Below are 15,576 nucleotides of genomic sequence, written 5' to 3' on the forward strand. Positions count from 1 at the left end.
AAGATGGCGAACGGGACCGAAAGCCAGGGACCGCTCCAGGGAGCGGTCATCGCGGTGGCGGGAGCCGGCGGTCCGGCCGGCCGCGCGATGCTCCAGCGGCTCGCCAAGGCGGGCGCTCATGTGGTCGCCGCAGACGCGAACCCCGAACGGCTCGCGCAAGCCGTCGACCAGGCCCGTTTCGACGCCGGCGGTGCGGACATCACCGGTGAGATCGTGGACCTGCTCGACCCCGACGCGACCCGTGAATGGGCCGAGCGGATCGAGAAGGACCACGGTCCGGTCGACGGTCTGGTCCATCTGGTCGGCGGCTGGCGCGGCTCCGCGTCGTTCACCGAGACCGACCTCGCCGACTGGGACTTCCTGCACAAGCTGCTGATCCGCACCGTCCAGCACACCTCGCTGGCGTTCCACGACCCGCTGCTGCGCAGCACGCGCGGCCGCTATGTGCTGATCAGCGCCGCCGGTGCCAGCAGCCCGACGGCCGGCAACGCCGCCTACGCCGCGTCGAAGGCCGCCGCCGAGGCCTGGACGCTCGCCATGGGGGACTCGTTCCGCAAGCTGGCGGGCACCGACCCGCTCACCGCGGCGGCCAGCGTCGTCGTCATCAAGGCGCTGGTGCACGATGAGATGCGGGCGCAGCGCCCGAACGCCAAATTCGCCGGCTTCACCGATGTGACGGACCTCGCCGAGGCCGTCACGGACATCTGGAACCGGCCCGCCGAGGAAGTGAACGGAACCCGACTGTGGCTGACGCCCCAACCGTGAGCGAGCAGCTCGCCACCGACGCCGTCCGGCGCCACGACCCCGAGGTCCGGGGCTTCGCCAGCGACAACTACGCCGGCGTGCACCCCGAGGTGCTCACCGCCCTCGCCCTCGCCAACGGCGGCCACCAGGTCGCGTACGGCGAGGACGACTACACCGCCCATCTGCAGGACATCTTCCGCGGCCACTTCGGCCCGCGCGCGGAGGTCTTCCCGGTCTTCAACGGCACCGGCGCCAACGTCACGGCGCTGCAGTCCGTCACCGAGCGCTGGGGCGCGGTGATCTGCGCGGAGTCCGCGCACATCAACGTGGACGAGTGCGGCGCTCCGGAGCGCGTCGGCGGGCTCAAGCTGCTGACCGTCCCGACGCCGGACGGCAAGCTCACCCCCGAGCTGATCGACCTCCAGGCGTTCGGCTTCGAGGACGAGCACCGGGCGCAGCCGCAGGTCGTCTCGATCACCCAGACCACCGAACTGGGCACCTGCTACACCCCCGACGAGATCCGGGCGATCTGCGACCACGCCCACCAGCACGGCATGGCCGTCCATCTGGACGGGGCGCGGATCTCCAACGCCGCCGCCACGCTCGGTGTGCCGCTCGCGGCGTTCACCACCGACGCCGGGGTCGACATCCTCTCCTTCGGCGGCACCAAGAACGGCCTGCTGATGGGGGAGTGCATCGTCGTGCTCACCCCCGAGCGGGTGCGCGCCATGAAGCATCTGCGCAAGCTGTCGATGCAGCTCGCCTCCAAGATGCGCTTCGTGTCGGTGCAGTTCGAGGCGCTGCTCGCCGGCGACCTCTGGCTGCGCGGCGCGCGGCACGCCAACGCGATGGCGCAGCGGCTGGAAGCGGCCGTCCGGGGGGTCGACGGTGTGACGATCGTCCGTCCGGTGCAGTCCAACGCCGTCTTCGCGATCCTGCCGCGCGAGGTCAGTGAGCGGCTGCAGAAGCGCTACCGCTTCTATTTCTGGAACGAGAACACCGGTGAGGTCCGCTGGATGTGCTCCTTCGACACCACGGAGGACGACGTCGACTCGTTCGCGGCTGCCATCGCCGCGGAACTGGCCGGACACTAGTCCCGCCACCGCTGTCCCACGGCCCGGCCACGGCCCGGAACAAGCCAACTTCCGCTGCTGTCCCAACCGTTGACTTCATCGCCGACCGGCGGGTATGACACGTACACATGCGCATCGGCGCACGCCCATCACCAGGAGTGGGGGGCCTGCCATGTACGACGATCAGCCCGCCTTCGGCGCCAGTCGGCGATCGGTGGCCGGGACCACCGTGGTCGAGCTGTGGGGAGAACTGGACGTCCTCGCCGCGGCGGGGCTGTCCCCTTTCCTCGACGCACTCGCCCGGGTGGCCGACTCGGACTTCATCATCGATCTGCGGCCCGTGACGTTCATCGACTGCAGCGGTCTTTCGCTGCTCTGCCGGTTCCGGATGCACGCCCTCGAGAACGGGGGCCGCATCCGGATCGTCAGCGCCGATCCGTCCTTCACGAGGCTGCTGCGGCTCACCCGGCTGGGGCGGGTCTTCGAGATCCATCCCGATCTGGCGTCCGCGCTGGCCCGGCACGCGGACGACGCCGGACCGGGCGCCACGAACGGTGCGATCGCCTAGCCCGCTCCTGAATAAGTATGCACTGATTCGTATTTCGATTGATCGGACGTGTGATCCTGCCTAGGGTTCCGAATATGGAACTCCTCCAGGACGTACCCGGTCCCGCGGCGTATCTCGCCGCCGACGACGTCATCGACCATGACCATCCGCTGGTGCGCGAGACCGCGGAACGGCTGCGCGCGGGTAGTGACGGCGCGTACGACTACGCCCGGGCGGCCTTCGAGTTCGTCCGCGACACCGTTCCGCACTCCGGCGACGCCGACGACCCCCGGGTGACCTGGCGCGCCTCGGACGTCCTGCGGCTGCGCACCGGTATCTGCCACGCCAAGTCGCACGCCCTCGCCGCGCTGCTGCGGGCCGAGGGGATTCCCACCGGGCTCTGTTACCAGCGCCTCACCGACGAAGCCGGTGGCAATCCGCTGGTGCACGGCCTCGTCGCCGTCCTGCTGCCCGGGCGGACGCAGTGGGCGCGGCAGGACGCGCGGGGGAACAAGCCGGGTGTGGACGCGCAGTTCTCGGCGGAGCGGGAACAGCTCGCCTGGCGGGTCCGCCCCGAGTTCGGCGAGGCCGACTACCCGGTGCTGTACGCGGCTCCGCCGCCGGCCGTGCTGGAATCTCTTCAGCGCGCCACCGACCGGCCGCACCTGTGGCAGCTGCTGCCCACCGCGCTGTGAACGCCGTCCCCGTCAAGGAACCAAGGTCTGCGATGCCCCCGACGAACCCCGCTCAGCCCCTGAACATCACCGTGGCCCCCGAGGTGCACGAGCTCGCACCCGGATTCGTCCCGCTCATCGTCGAGGCCCGGGGCCTGACCAACGGGCCGAGCGACGAGCGGAGCTCCGCGCTGCTCGACGACGCCGTGCGCCGGCTCACCGCGCGGCTGGCCGGCCGCGCCCCGCACGAGGACCCGCACATCGCGGCCTGGCGCGACGCGTACACCGCCTTCGGCGCCAAGCCGTCCCGCACCCGCAACTCCGCCGAGGCGCTGGCCAGACGCGCACTCGCCGACGGCGGGCTGCCGAGGATCAATCTCCTCGTCGACCTCTACAACGCCGTCAGCGTGGCCCATCTGGTGCCGGTCGGCGGCGAGGACACCGACCACATCCTCGGCGGGATGCGGCTGGTACGGGCCGGCGGCGACGAGAAGTTCGAGACCGCGGCCGGTGGCGAGCCGGTCGTGGAGCACCCCGAGCCCGGCGAGGTCGTCTGGCAGGACGACACCGGGGTCACCTGCCGCCGCTGGAACTGGCGTCAGGGCGTCCGCACCCGGCTGACGGAGGACTCCGTCAACGCCGTCTTCCTGCTCGAACGCCTCACGCCGATGCCGCTCGACGAGCTGCACACCGCCGCGGGCGAGCTCGCCGAGGGACTGCGTCTGCTGAGCCCCGCGGCCGAGGTGACGGTCCGCGAGGCGGACTGAGCCCGGCCGGGCGCCGTGGCGCGGTGGGTCAGCGCCTGGCCGCCCGCTCGTCGCGGTCCGCACGGTCCAGCTCGGCGGCCTCTTCCGGGGTGGGCGCGGTGCCGCCGAGGTGGCTGGGCAGCCACCACCGGTCGTCGGGGCCGCTCGGCTTGCCCGGGTAGGCGCGCTGCGCGTCCTCCAGCAGCTCCTGGACGCGCATCCGCAGCCGCCGGGTGAGCGCGCCCGGCTTCTCGCCCTCGTTCGCCCGCATCGGCTCGCCCACCCGCATGGTGATGGGGAACTTGTTGCGGCCGAGATGGCGCGGGTGCCCCTTGGTCCACAGCCGCTGGGTGCCCCACAGGGCCATCGGGAGCAGCGGTACGCCGGCTTCCTCGGCGAGCCGCGCCGCGCCGGACTTGAACGACTTCAGGGTGAACGACTGCGAGATGGTGGCCTCGGGGAAGACCCCGATGATCTCGCCGGCCCGCAGCGCGTCCAGCGCGTGCGCGTACGCGTGCATACCTTCCGAGCGGTCCACCGGAATGTGCTTCATCGCCCGCATCAGCGGACCCGACACCTTGTGCCGGAAGACCGAGTCCTTCGCCATGAAGCGGACCAGCCGCTTGTTCGGCAGCGCCGTCAGACCGGCGAAGACGAAGTCCAGGTAGCCGATGTGGTTGGAGACCAGCAGCGCTCCGCCCTTGCGCGGTACGTTCTCCGTGCCGCCGATGTCGAAGCGCAGCCCCTGCACACGGAACATGGTGCGGGCAACGCCGATGACCGGGGGATAGACGAGTTCAGCCATGTCCGGGTACCTGCTCTCTCCGGGGGCGGCTCTCCCGGCGGAAGTTACGCGCCCGTAGGTTCCGGTCGCTGATGGATCGTGCACCGACAACGTGCCCCGTGTCACCTTGCGTGCCCACGATCCCGCGAGATTCTCGTCACGTCACCCCGTCGCACGCCGGAACAAGAGATACATCTCGCACCCCAAGCAGTACCCGAAGGCAGCGTTGAGAAACGCCGCGGCCAGCGCGCAGCCGGTCGCGGCCATACCCAGCCACAGCGGTCCGGCGAAGTAGCCGACCAGACCGATGAGCGCGAAGACGAGCCCCACGGCCTGCGCGAAGCGCGGCGGCGCGGGGTCCTCGGTCTCCTGCGTCGGCCCGAGCCGGGGCCGTACGACGGTGGCGAACAGCCAGCCGTAGGGGGAGCGCCGCACGCCGGCCGCGGCGCCGGTCGCGAAGACCACCGCCTGTACGGCCAGCAGCCAGCCACTCCCGGTGACCAGGACGGCGGCCAGGACGACGGTGGTGAGGACGGCGCCGAAGCGGGGCCCGCGGACATCGAGGCTCGAGGCGGGGGCGGCGTTCGCGGCATTCATCGCGTTCATGGAGCCGATGATCCCGGACCGGGGCGCACCCGGCCCCACGGGAATCATTGCGGTCCCGTGAACGCTGCACCGCTGCGGGAGGAAAAGATGACGGGATTGGTGGTGTGCCTCGCTGTCCTTGCGGCGGCGAGCGCGTTCGGCCTGGTGCACCAGCGCCGGAACGGGAGGATTCGGGTGCGGACGAAGGACGGCCAGGAGCGGCTGACGGCTGCCGAGATCGGCGGGCCGCTCGGTGCGCGCGCCACGCTGGTGCAGTTCTCCAGCTCCTTCTGCGCCCCGTGCCGGGCCACCCGGCGGACGCTCGACGAGATCGCCACCATGGTGGAAGGGGTGACCCACGTCGAGATCGACGCGGAGGCCCATCTGGAACTCGTCCGCAGGCTGGCGATCCTGAAGACCCCGACCGTCCTCGTGCTCGACGCGAGCGGAGCGGTGGTGCGCCGGGCGGCGGGCCAGCCGCGCAAGGTGGACGTGATCGCGGCGCTCGGCGCCGCGGTGTGACGGCCGGCCCGCGGACCGGCGCATCCGGACCGGTGATCTTGTGATGGGGATCCCAAATCCCGGGCCGCTCTTGACGGAGCCCGCCTGCCATCGTCACTCTGACGTTATGTCGCGAGACCCCCTTCTTCACACGCGCGCGGATGTCGATCTCGGTCGCCATTCGAGTGCGCGCTGTCCGAGTTGTTGAGCGCCCCAGACGACCATTCGCCTCCGGCCCGACCGCTCCAGAAGGACAACTCCATGACTGCCCTGACCGACCTCGGCACCCTTCCCGGCACCGCCGCCGGCTTCGACCCGGCCGTCTTCCGCTCGGTGTTCCGCCGCCACGCGGCCGGGGTCGCCGTCATCACCGCGGCCGGCGACCGGCCGGTGGGTTTCACGGCCACCTCGCTCACCTCCGTATCGGCCGAACCCCCGCTGCTCTCGTTCGGCATCAGTACCGGTTCCTCCAGCTGGCCCACGCTGTCCGAGGTCCCGTTCGTCGGCGTCCATGTGCTCGGCGACCACCAGGAAGCGCTGGCCGCGACCTTCGCGCGCAGCGGCGCCGACCGGTTCGGCCCGGCCACCGACTGGCGCGAGGGGCCGCACGGTGTGCCGGTGCTCGGCGAGGTCTCGGCCTGGCTGGTCTGCCGCGTGCTGGCCCGTATCCCGGCGGGCGATCACCGGATCGTGGTGGCACAGGCCGTCGCGGGCGACCCGACGGGCCCCGGCAGCCCGCTCCTCTACCACCAGGGCGGCTTCAACGGGCTGCGCCACTGACCCGTTCCGGGCCGTGGCGTCGGCAACGTCACAGTTCATCACCCTTGCTTACGGGTGAGGAGCTGGGTGTACTGGCGAGTAACCTTCTGTTGGAACGCTGGTGCGTGCCGGTGGGGGGCCACCCCGCTAAGGCGCCTATGCTGCCTGCAAGGGCAGTTGACGAGACTAAGCAGTAGGAGAGCAGGCGTGAGCTTGAGGATCGTTGTCTGTGTGAAGTACGTGCCCGACGCCACGGGCGACCGTCACTTCGCCGAGGACCTGACCACTGACCGCGACGCCGTTGACGGTCTGCTGTCCGAGCTCGACGAGTACGCGGTCGAGCAGGCGCTGCAGATCGCCGACGCCGCCGACGATGCCGAGATCACGGTACTGACCGTCGGTCCCGAGGACGCCAAGGACGCGCTGCGCAAGGCGCTGTCGATGGGCGCCCACAAGGCCATCCACGTCGAGGACGACGCACTGCACGGCACCGACGTGTTCGGTACCTCGCTGGTGCTCGCCAAGGCCGTGGAGCACGCCGGGTTCGACCTGGTCGTGTGCGGTATGGCCTCCACCGACGGCACCATGGGCGTGCTGCCGGCGATCCTCGCGGAGCGCCTCGGCGTCCCGCAGGTGACCCAGCTGTCCGAGGTGTCCGTCGCCGACGGCAAGGTGACCGGCCGCCGTGACGGCGACGCGGCGAGCGAGCAGCTCGAGGCGTCCCTCCCCGCCGTGATCTCCGTGACCGACCAGTCGGGCGAGGCCCGCTACCCGTCGTTCAAGGGCATCATGGCCGCCAAGAAGAAGCCGGTGGAGTCCCTGGACCTGTCCGACCTGGACATCGACGAGGCCACGGTCGGCCTCTCCGGCTCCTGGTCCACGGTGGACGAGGCCACGCAGCGCCCGGCGCGCACCGCCGGCACGATCGTCAAGGACGAGGGCGAGGGCGGCAAGCAGCTTGCCGCCTTCCTTGCGGAGCAGAAGTTCATCTAGAGCAGCCTCGCGAGGCTGAAGTTCATCTGAGCCGCGACCCATCCGCCCCCGCCCCTACAGATTTCGCAGGAGACCGTACCCATGGGTGAAGTCCTCGTCCTCGTCGACCACGTGGACGGTGCCGTCCGCAAGCCGACTCTCGAACTGCTGACCCTGGCCCGCCGGATCGGCGAGCCCGTCGCCGTCTTCCTCGGCGCCGGTGTCGACACCGCCGCCCCCGTGCTCGCCGAGTACGGCGCGGTCAAGGTGCTGGCCGCCGACGCGGCCGAGTTCGCCGACTACCTCGTCGTACCGAAGGTGGACGCGCTGCAGGCCGCCGCCCAGGCCGTGGAGCCGGTGGCCGTCCTGGTGCCGTCCTCCGCGGAGGGCAAGGAGATCGCGGCCCGCCTCGCGCTGCGCCTCGGCTCCGGCATCATCACCGACGCCACCGACGTCGAGCCGGGCGAGGGTGGCCCGGTCGCCACGCAGGCGGTGTTCGCCGCGTCGTTCACCACCAAGTCGCGCATCACCACCGGCGTGCCGGTCATCACCGTCAAGCCGAACTCCGCCGCCCCGGAGGCCGCCCCGGCCGCCGGCACGGTCGAGCAGCTCGCCGTCTCCTTCGGCGAGCTGGCCACGGGCACCAAGGTCCTCACGCGCACCCCGCGTGAGTCCACTGGCCGCCCGGAGCTGACCGAGGCCGCGATCGTGGTCTCGGGTGGACGCGGTGTCAACGGCGCCGAGAACTTCCACGTCATCGAGGCGCTCGCCGACTCGCTCGGTGCGGCCGTCGGCGCGTCCCGTGCCGCGGTGGACGCCGGCTGGTACCCGCACACCAACCAGGTGGGCCAGACCGGCAAGTCGGTCTCGCCGCAGCTCTACATCGCCAACGGCATCTCCGGCGCCATCCAGCACCGGGCCGGCATGCAGACCTCGAAGACGATCGTGGCGGTCAACAAGGACGCCGAGGCGCCGATCTTCGACCTGGTCGACTACGGCGTGGTCGGCGACCTGTTCCAGGTCGTCCCGCAGCTGACCGAGGAGATCACCGCCCGTAAGGGCTGATCCCGAGGAACGCCTCCGACGGCCCCCGCACGCCTGGCGCGTGCGGGGGCCGTCGTGCGTTCCGCCTGGTCCGCAGGGCCGGGAAAGAATAGGAAATCGCGTTTTACCCCGACATCGGGCCGGTCCGGGTGTTGACCCGGTCCTGCGGCGCGGATAGCTTCCCTTCAACGGTTTGTTGAAGTTCGGGAGGCTGGCACATGACGCAGGGTGAGACGGTCGGCACGACGTTGGCGGACGCGGTACGAGAGGGCATCGGTGCCTCGCTCGCCGCGACCGACGCGGAGCTGGCCCGCCGCTACCCCGGGGACCCGGGCACCCGGCAGCCGGTGCACACCGTCTATGTCCCCGCCGACGCCTTCACCGCCGACACCGTCCGCAGCTGGGGCCGGCAGGCGCTGGCCGCGCTCGACGAGCACGCCCCGGACGCGGCGGCCCTCGCTCGGGTGCTGGGCCTGAGCGACGAGCTCGCCGGGCCGGTCCACGACCGGGTGCGCGCCAAGCTGGAGCGCGAGCCCGTCGAGGACCTGCGGATCGACTTCGAGGACGGCTACGGCCAGCGCCCGGACGCCGAGGAGGACGCCGCGGCCGTGGCCGCCGCCCGGATCGTCTCGGCCGCGGTTGAGGACGGGACCGCGCCCCCGTACATCGGCATCCGGATGAAGTGCATGGAGGCGGCGGTCCGCGACCGCGGGATCCGCACCCTGGACATCTTCCTCAGCACCCTGATGCGGTCCGGCGGCCTGCCGGACGGGCTGGTGCTGACGCTGCCGAAGGTGACCTTCCCGCAGCAGGTCACCGCGATGGTCCGGCTCTGCGAGGAGTTCGAGAAGGCGCACGGCCTGACGCCCGGCCGCATCGGCTTCGAGATCCAGATCGAGACGACCCAGTCGATCCTGGGCCCCGACGGCACCGCCACCGTGCCGCGCCTCATCGACGCCGCCGAGGGCCGCGCCACCGGACTGCACTACGGCACCTTCGACTACAGCGCCTCCTGCGGGGTCAGCGCCGCCTACCAGTCGATGGACCACCCGGTCGCCGACTACGCCAAGGCGGTCATGCAGGTCGCCGCGGCGGGCACCGGCGTCCGGCTCTCCGACGGCTCCACGAACGTGCTGCCGGTCGGTCCGACCGCCCAGGTGCACGACGCCTGGCGGCTCCACCACGGCCTCGTCCGCCGCTCGCTCGCCCGCGCCTACTACCAGGGCTGGGACATGCACCCCGGCCACCTGCCCACCCGCTACGCCGCCGTCTACGCCTTCTACCGCGAGGGCCTCGACACCGCCGCGGCCCGGCTTGCGGCGTACGTGGCCAAGGCGGGCGGCGATGTGATGGACGAGCCCGCCACCGCCAAGGCGCTCAGCGGCTACCTGCTGCGCGGCCTGGACTGCGGCGCCGTCGACCTCGAAGAGGTCACCGCCCGCACCGGGCTCGGCCGTGCGGAACTGGACGCCCTGGCCGGCCGCTGAGCCCCGGGGGAGCCTCCCACCGACCGTGCCCGGCCGGCGCGCCCTGACGGCGCCGGGCCGGGCACCGGGGCCGCCGGCTACGGCGCCGGCGGGATCTCGCCCGAGCCGCGCACGATCAGCCGGGTGGGCAGCTCGATCCGGCGCGGCTTGTCCGATCCGCCGTCCAGCCGGCGGAAGAGCAGCTTGGCCGCCGCCCGTCCCAGTCCGACGGCGTCCTGCGCGATCACGGTGACCGCGGGGCGCAGCAGGTCGGCGAGCTCGAAGTCGTCGAACCCCACCAGGGCGACCGGACGCACCTCGCCGAGGAGCACCCGCACCGCGGTGACGGTGACCCGGTTGTTGCCGGCGAACAGCGCGGTGACCGGTTCCGGAGCGGCCAGCATCGCCGTCAGCGCGGCGCGTACCCGCTCGGGCGCGGTGGGGCCCATCGAGATCCACTCCTCGCTCACCGGCAGCCCCGCGGCGGCCATCGCCTCGCGGTAGCCGCGCAGCCGCTCGTTCGCGGTGTGGATCCGCAGCTCGTCGCCGATGAAGCCGATCCTGCGGTGGCCGTGTGCGATCAGATGGGCGACGCCCTCACGGGTGCCGCCCGCGCTGTCGCTGAGGACGACATCGGCGTCGATGCCGCCGGCCGGCCGGTCCACGAAGACGGTGGAGACACCGGCGTCGATCTCCGGTTCCAGATAGCGGTGGTCGTCGCTGGCGGGCACCACGACCAGCCCGTCCACCCGGCGGGCGCAGAACGCGAGGACCAGTTCCTGCTCGCGTTCGGCGTTCTCGGCGCTGGAACCGGTGAACAGCAGGGTCGAGTGCGCGCGGGCCACCTCTTCGACGGCCCGGCTCAGCGGCGAGTAGAAGGGGTCGGCGAGATCCTCCAGCACCAGCCCTATGCTGGCCGTGCGTCCGGTGCGGAGCAGCCGTGCGCTGTCGTTACGCCGGAAGCCGAGGGCGTCGATCGCCTCCCGTACCCGCTGGATGGTGTCCGGGGTGACCCCCGGTTCCTCGTTGACCACCCGGGAGACCGTCTTGAGCCCGACTCCGGCCCGCGCCGCGACGTCCTTCATGGTGGGGCGGGGGGTATGCCCCGGGGTATGGGTCACTGTCGCGATATTCCTTGCCGCAATGAATGGACAACGTTGTCAGCGAAAGGAAACACTACTCCTAACCCCGCGTCACGTGCGGGTATCCGGCCAATGAGAGGGAGAACGGAACCCGATGCACTCCGACCGCGCCGCAGGCTCGCTGATTGCCGCACTGGACATCGGCGGAACGAAGATCGCCGGCGCTCTGGTCGACGCGAGCGGCCGGCTGCTCGTGCGCGCGCTGCGGCCGACCCCCGCCAAGCAGGACGGGGAGACGGTGATGCGCGCCGTCGGGGAGGTCCTCGGTGAGCTGCGCCTGGACGGAGGATGGCGGCGGGTGGTGGCCGTCGGCATCGGCAGCGCGGGCCCGGTGGACGCCTCGCGGGGCACCGTCAGCCCGGTCAACGTCCCCGGCTGGCGTGACTTCCCGCTGGTCGAGCGGGTGGCGCGGGCGGCCGACGCGCTTCCGGTCGTCCTGACGGGCGACGGCGTCGCGATGACTGCGGCCGAGCACTGGCTGGGCGCCGCCCGCGGCTACGACAACGCGCTCTGCATGGTCGTCTCCACCGGCGTCGGGGGCGGGCTGGTGCTCGGCGGCGCCCTGCTGCCCGGCCCCACGGGGAACGCGGGCCACATCGGCCACATCAGCGTCGACCTCGACGGCGACTCCTGCCCGTGCGGATCGCGCGGCTGTGTGGAGCGGCTGGCCAGTGGACCGAACATCGTCCGCCGGGCCCTGGAGAACGGCTGGGTGCCGGCCGGCGGCGCCGAGCCGACGGCCGCCGCCGTGGCGCAGTCCGCGCGCGCCGGCGACCCGGTCGCGCTGGCCTCCTTCGACCGGGCCGCGCAGGCGCTCGCGGCCGGGATCGCCGCCACCGCGACGCTCGTCGAGGTGCGGGTCGTGGTGATCGGCGGCGGGGTGGCCGGCGCGGGAGACGTGCTCTTCGGCCCGCTGCGCGCGCATCTGGCGCGCTACGCGACTCTGTCGTTCGCCGCCGGGATCGAGGTGGTTCCGGCGCTGCTGGGCACCGACGCGGGTCTGGTCGGCGCCGCGGCGGCCGCCGCCCAGGTGCTCGGACTGGCCGAGTTCTCACCGGAGTTCGCCCTGGAAGGGTGACCAGCGCTCCGATGACTGGCGGTACGCGGCGCCTGCGGAGTAGGGACATATCGTCCCGGATTCGGCTCCGCCCGGAGTGACGCAGCGTCATTCCACGGGAAATGGCGATTGTTTGCGTTGAACAATGGTGGAAATTGGTGAGGCGAGATCCCCTAGCTGTTGCCGGTCATCCGGTCAGAAACCTTGACACCGCCTCCTCTTGGCGATGGGATCGCACCGCTCGCGTTCGGTTGTGTTCAGTTCCACCCACGAGGAGGGGGACATGGCGCAGTCATCGTTCAGTGGTCGGCCCACAGTCGGGGAAGCGTCCGGACATCGGATCTCCCGCCGAAGTCTGTTACGGGGCGCGGCGATCAGCGCGGGAGCGGTCACCCTTCCCTCGCTGCTCGCCGCCTGCGGCAGCGGTCCCTCCGGGGACGGCAAGACGGTCACTCTCGGTTCCAACGCGTCGGACGCCGTGCCGAAGACGGCGTTCCAGTCGGCCTTTGACGCCTATCAGCAGCAGTCGGGCAGGACGGTGAAGGTCAACACCGTCGACCACAACACGTTCCAGGAGAACATCAACCGCTATCTGCAGGGCAGCCCGGACGACGTCTTCATGTGGTTCGCCGGCAACCGGATGCAGTTCTTCGCGGAAAAGGGCCTGCTGTCCGACATCAGCGATGTGTGGTCGGGATTCAAGGGCTTCTCCGACGCGCTCAAGGCGCAGTCCACCGGGCATGACGGCAAGCAGTACTTCGTGCCGTACTACTACTACCCGTGGGCCGTCTTCCACCGCAAAAGCCTCTTCCAGCAGCACGGTTACCAGCCGCCGAAGACGTTCGACCAGTACACCGCGCTCGCCCGGCAGATGCAGAAGGACGGGCTCACGCCGATCGCCTTCGGCGACAAGGACGGCTGGCCCGCGATGGGCACGTTCGACTACATCAACCTGCGGGCCAACGGCTACGACTTCCACGCCTCGCTCATGGCCGGCAAGGAGTCCTGGACCGACCCCAAGGTCAAGCACGTCTTCGACCTCTGGCGCAGCCTGATGCCCTACCACCAGAAGGGCGCCAACGGCCGGACCTGGGAGGAGGCGGGGCAGAGCCTGCAGCAGCGCAAGACCGGCATGGCGGTCTTCGGACTGCCGCACCCCGGCACCCAGTTCCCCGAGGCCGAGCACGCGGACCTGGACTTCTTCCCCTTCCCGGAGATCGATCCGGCGCACGGGCAGGACTCGGTCGAAGCACCCATCGACGGCTTCCTGATGTCGAAGAAGGCCAAGAACAAGGACGCGGCACGGAACTTCCTCACGTACCTGGCCACCCCGGCGGCCGAGGACTCCTATCTCGCGAGCGACCCGAACAACGTCGGTGTCAACTCCGGTGCCTCCACCGCCAAGTACACCGAACTGCAGAAGAAGTCCGCGGTACTGGTCGCCGGCGCCCAACACATATCCCAGTACCTGGACCGCGACACCCGTCCGGACTTCGCCTCGACCGTCATGATCCCCGCGCTGCAGACGTTCATCAACAAGCCGGACGACATCGACGGGCTGGTCAACAGCATCGAGAGGCAGAAGAAGTCCATCTTCGCCGCCGCGGACTAGGAGTACAGGCTGTGCCGCAGATCATCACGCGGCGCGCCGGACGGCGGGGTCCGCGGAGGTTCTCCCCCCGCGACCTCGCCGTCCTCGGTGTGCTGCTCGGGATACCCGTCCTGCTGGAGATCGGCCTCGTCTGGGGCCCCACGTTCGCCTCCATCGGGCTGTCGTTCACCAGCTGGGACGGCGTCGGCAGCATCCACTGGGTCGGCACCCGCAACTACCACGACCTGTTCACGAACTATCCGCCGTTCTGGCGGGCGGCCCGCAACAACCTGCTCTGGCTGGGGTTCCTGGGCCTGATCGCCACCCCCTTCGGGCTGCTGCTCGCGGTGCTCCTGGACAAGAACATCCGCTTCAGCCGCTTCTACCAGAGCACCCTGTACATGCCGGTCGTGCTCTCACTGGCGGTCGTCGGCTTCATCGCGCAGCTGGTCTTCTCCCGTGACCAGGGCGCCCTCAACGCCGTCCTGGCGAACACCGACAACCCGACCGACTGGCTGGGCGATCCCTCGCTGAACATCTGGGCGATCCTGCTCGCCGCGGCCTGGCGGCACACCGGCTACGTGATGATCCTCTTCCTGGCCGGGCTGAAGTCGGTGGACCCGGCCCTCGAGGAGGCCGCGGCGATCGACGGGGCCAGCGAGGTGCAGGCGTTCTTCCGGGTCGTGCTGCCGGCGCTGCGGCCGGTGAACGTCATCGTCGTGGTGATCACCGTCATCGAGGCACTCCGGGCGTTCGACATCGTCTACGCCGTCAACCACGGGCGCAACGGTCTGGAACTTCTCAGCGTGCTCGTCACGGACAACATCATCGGCGAAGCGAGCCGGATCGGTTTCGGATCGGCGATCGCGGTGGTGCTGCTCACCATCTCGCTGGGATTCATCGTGACGTACCTGGTCCAGGAGATGCGCGAGGAGAGGAAGCCATGACATCCGCCGTTGCCGCCCGGCCCTCCCACCAGCACGCGAAGGCCGCCACCGGCGGTTCGCGGGACCGGCGCCGGGTCCGGCCCGCGCGTCTGGGACTCCACACGTTCCTGATGGCCGTGTCGCTGGCGTTCCTCGCCCCGCTGCTGCTCGCGGTCTACGCCTCGTTGCGGCCCTACCAGGAGACCGCGAAGTACGGGTACTTCTCCCTGCCGCGGCATCTGTCGTTCGACTACTACCGGCAGGCGTTCACCGAGGGGGAGATGAGCAAGTACTTCGTCAACTCCCTGATCATCGCGGTGCCCGCGCTGCTGCTCACGCTGTTCTTCGCCTCCTTCGTCGCCTTCTCGGTGTCCCGGATCCAGCTCAGGGGCCGGGTCTTCCTGCTGGTCATGTTCACCGCGGGCAACCTGCTGCCGCAGCAGGTGATCGTGACCCCGCTGTACGCCCTCTTCAACCGGATTCCGCTGCCGTACTGGATGTCCGACTCGATGACGATGTACGACTCCTACTGGGCCGTGATCGCCGTCCAGGTGGCCTTCCAGACCGGCTTCTGCGTATTCGTTCTCGCCAATTTCATGCGCACCCTGCCGATGGAGATCATCGAGGCGGCGATCGTCGACGGCGCGGGCGTGTGGACCCAGTACTGGCGCATCACGCTGCCGCTGTGCCGGCCGGCTGTCGCCGCGCTCGCCACGCTGCAGTTCACCTGGATGTACAACGACTTCCTGTGGGCGCTGGTCTTCATGTCCTCCGGCGACAAACTGCCGATCACCTCGGCGCTGAACAACCTGCGCGGACAGTTCTTCACCGACTACAACCTGCTGGCGGCCGGGTCGGTCATGGTCGCGCTGCCCACGATCCTGGTCTTCATGATCCTGCAGCGGCAGTTCATCGCGGGCCTCACCCTCGGCGCGAACAAGGGGTGAAGCGGGAGAGTGCCCGGC

The 15,576-nt window shown here is 70.5% G+C and carries 17 protein-coding genes; 14 read left to right on the forward strand and 3 right to left on the reverse strand.

All coding sequences use genetic code 11. The annotated features are described in order from the left end of the window. Positions 1–3 precede the first annotated feature (3 nt). The 5 genes from O3W51_RS23600 to O3W51_RS23620 all read left to right on the forward strand — a co-directional run bounded on the left by O3W51_RS23600 (position 4) and on the right by O3W51_RS23620 (position 3,805). The gene (locus O3W51_RS23600; RefSeq protein ID WP_138353928.1) at positions 4–765 is read left to right on the forward strand and encodes an SDR family NAD(P)-dependent oxidoreductase; all 762 of its coding nucleotides are present in this window, start codon (positions 4–6) and stop codon (positions 763–765) included. Next, positions 744–1,838 carry a threonine aldolase family protein gene (locus O3W51_RS23605; protein ID WP_138353876.1) on the forward strand — a complete coding sequence of 365 codons (1,095 nt, stop codon included), beginning with the start codon at positions 744–746 and terminating at the stop codon, positions 1,836–1,838. The genes O3W51_RS23600 and O3W51_RS23605 overlap by 22 nt, the downstream gene beginning before the upstream one ends. 151 nt (positions 1,839–1,989) lie before the next feature. Further along, positions 1,990–2,385, forward strand: a complete 396-nt coding sequence (locus O3W51_RS23610) for an STAS domain-containing protein (protein ID WP_138353875.1) — start codon at positions 1,990–1,992, stop codon at positions 2,383–2,385. 74 nt (positions 2,386–2,459) lie between these two features. Further along, complete coding sequence (locus tag O3W51_RS23615; protein WP_138353874.1) at positions 2,460–3,059, forward strand: transglutaminase-like domain-containing protein; 600 nt, start codon at positions 2,460–2,462, stop codon at positions 3,057–3,059. Between the two features lie 32 nt (positions 3,060–3,091). Further along, entirely contained in the window at positions 3,092–3,805 is a 714-nt protein-coding gene (locus tag O3W51_RS23620; RefSeq protein WP_138353873.1) for a B3/B4 domain-containing protein, read from the forward strand. Positions 3,806–3,833: 28 nt separating this feature from the next. Here the strand turns inward: O3W51_RS23620 and O3W51_RS23625 are convergent, their stop codons facing one another. Together O3W51_RS23625 and O3W51_RS23630 are read right to left on the reverse strand one after the other, a co-directional pair. Continuing rightward, a complete protein-coding gene (locus O3W51_RS23625; protein WP_138353872.1) occupies positions 3,834–4,589 on the reverse strand; it encodes a lysophospholipid acyltransferase family protein in 756 nt (251 codons plus the stop codon). Positions 4,590–4,730: 141 nt separating this feature from the next. Then, on the reverse strand, positions 4,731–5,174 hold the full coding sequence (locus tag O3W51_RS23630) for a DUF4395 domain-containing protein (protein WP_232485043.1): 444 nt from the start codon (positions 5,172–5,174) through the stop codon (positions 4,731–4,733). A gap of 87 nt (positions 5,175–5,261) precedes the next feature. Here O3W51_RS23630 and O3W51_RS23635 point away from each other — a divergent pair, with 87 nt between their 5' ends. The 5 genes from O3W51_RS23635 to O3W51_RS23655 all read left to right on the forward strand — a co-directional run bounded on the left by O3W51_RS23635 (position 5,262) and on the right by O3W51_RS23655 (position 9,916). Next, positions 5,262–5,675: a thioredoxin family protein gene (locus O3W51_RS23635; RefSeq protein ID WP_138353871.1), complete on the forward strand. Its 414-nt coding sequence runs from the start codon at positions 5,262–5,264 to the stop codon at positions 5,673–5,675. 240 nt (positions 5,676–5,915) lie between these two features. After that, on the forward strand, positions 5,916–6,434 hold the full coding sequence (locus O3W51_RS23640) for a flavin reductase family protein (protein WP_138353870.1): 519 nt from the start codon (positions 5,916–5,918) through the stop codon (positions 6,432–6,434). A gap of 186 nt (positions 6,435–6,620) precedes the next feature. Further along, entirely contained in the window at positions 6,621–7,406 is a 786-nt protein-coding gene (locus O3W51_RS23645) for an electron transfer flavoprotein subunit beta/FixA family protein (protein WP_138353869.1), read from the forward strand. Positions 7,407–7,487: 81 nt separating this feature from the next. After that, positions 7,488–8,450: an electron transfer flavoprotein subunit alpha/FixB family protein gene (locus O3W51_RS23650; protein WP_138353868.1), complete on the forward strand. Its 963-nt coding sequence runs from the start codon at positions 7,488–7,490 to the stop codon at positions 8,448–8,450. A gap of 197 nt (positions 8,451–8,647) precedes the next feature. After that, complete coding sequence (locus O3W51_RS23655; protein ID WP_269287309.1) at positions 8,648–9,916, forward strand: DUF6986 family protein; 1,269 nt, start codon at positions 8,648–8,650, stop codon at positions 9,914–9,916. Positions 9,917–9,993: 77 nt separating this feature from the next. Here O3W51_RS23655 and O3W51_RS23660 read toward each other — a convergent pair whose 3' ends face one another. Next, a complete protein-coding gene (locus tag O3W51_RS23660) occupies positions 9,994–10,980 on the reverse strand; it encodes a LacI family DNA-binding transcriptional regulator (protein WP_138353866.1) in 987 nt (328 codons plus the stop codon). A 151-nt stretch (positions 10,981–11,131) separates the two neighbouring features. Between O3W51_RS23660 and O3W51_RS23665 the strand changes: the two genes are divergently transcribed. The 4 genes from O3W51_RS23665 (at position 11,132) to O3W51_RS23680 (ending at position 15,558) form a co-directional block, all read left to right on the forward strand. Further along, positions 11,132–12,115 carry an ROK family protein gene (locus O3W51_RS23665; RefSeq protein WP_138353865.1) on the forward strand — a complete coding sequence of 328 codons (984 nt, stop codon included), beginning with the start codon at positions 11,132–11,134 and terminating at the stop codon, positions 12,113–12,115. Positions 12,116–12,377: 262 nt separating this feature from the next. Continuing rightward, complete coding sequence (locus O3W51_RS23670) at positions 12,378–13,706, forward strand: ABC transporter substrate-binding protein (protein WP_232485042.1); 1,329 nt, start codon at positions 12,378–12,380, stop codon at positions 13,704–13,706. Positions 13,707–13,717: 11 nt separating this feature from the next. Then, a complete protein-coding gene (locus tag O3W51_RS23675; protein ID WP_269287310.1) occupies positions 13,718–14,632 on the forward strand; it encodes a carbohydrate ABC transporter permease in 915 nt (304 codons plus the stop codon). After that, the gene (locus O3W51_RS23680) at positions 14,629–15,558 is read left to right on the forward strand and encodes a carbohydrate ABC transporter permease (protein WP_138353863.1); all 930 of its coding nucleotides are present in this window, start codon (positions 14,629–14,631) and stop codon (positions 15,556–15,558) included. The genes O3W51_RS23675 and O3W51_RS23680 overlap by 4 nt, the downstream gene beginning before the upstream one ends. Positions 15,559–15,576: the final 18 nt, after the last annotated feature.

This window comes from Streptomyces sp. H39-C1, from assembly GCF_027158125.1.
Classification (GTDB): Bacteria; Actinomycetota; Actinomycetes; order Streptomycetales; family Streptomycetaceae; genus Actinacidiphila; species Actinacidiphila fildesensis.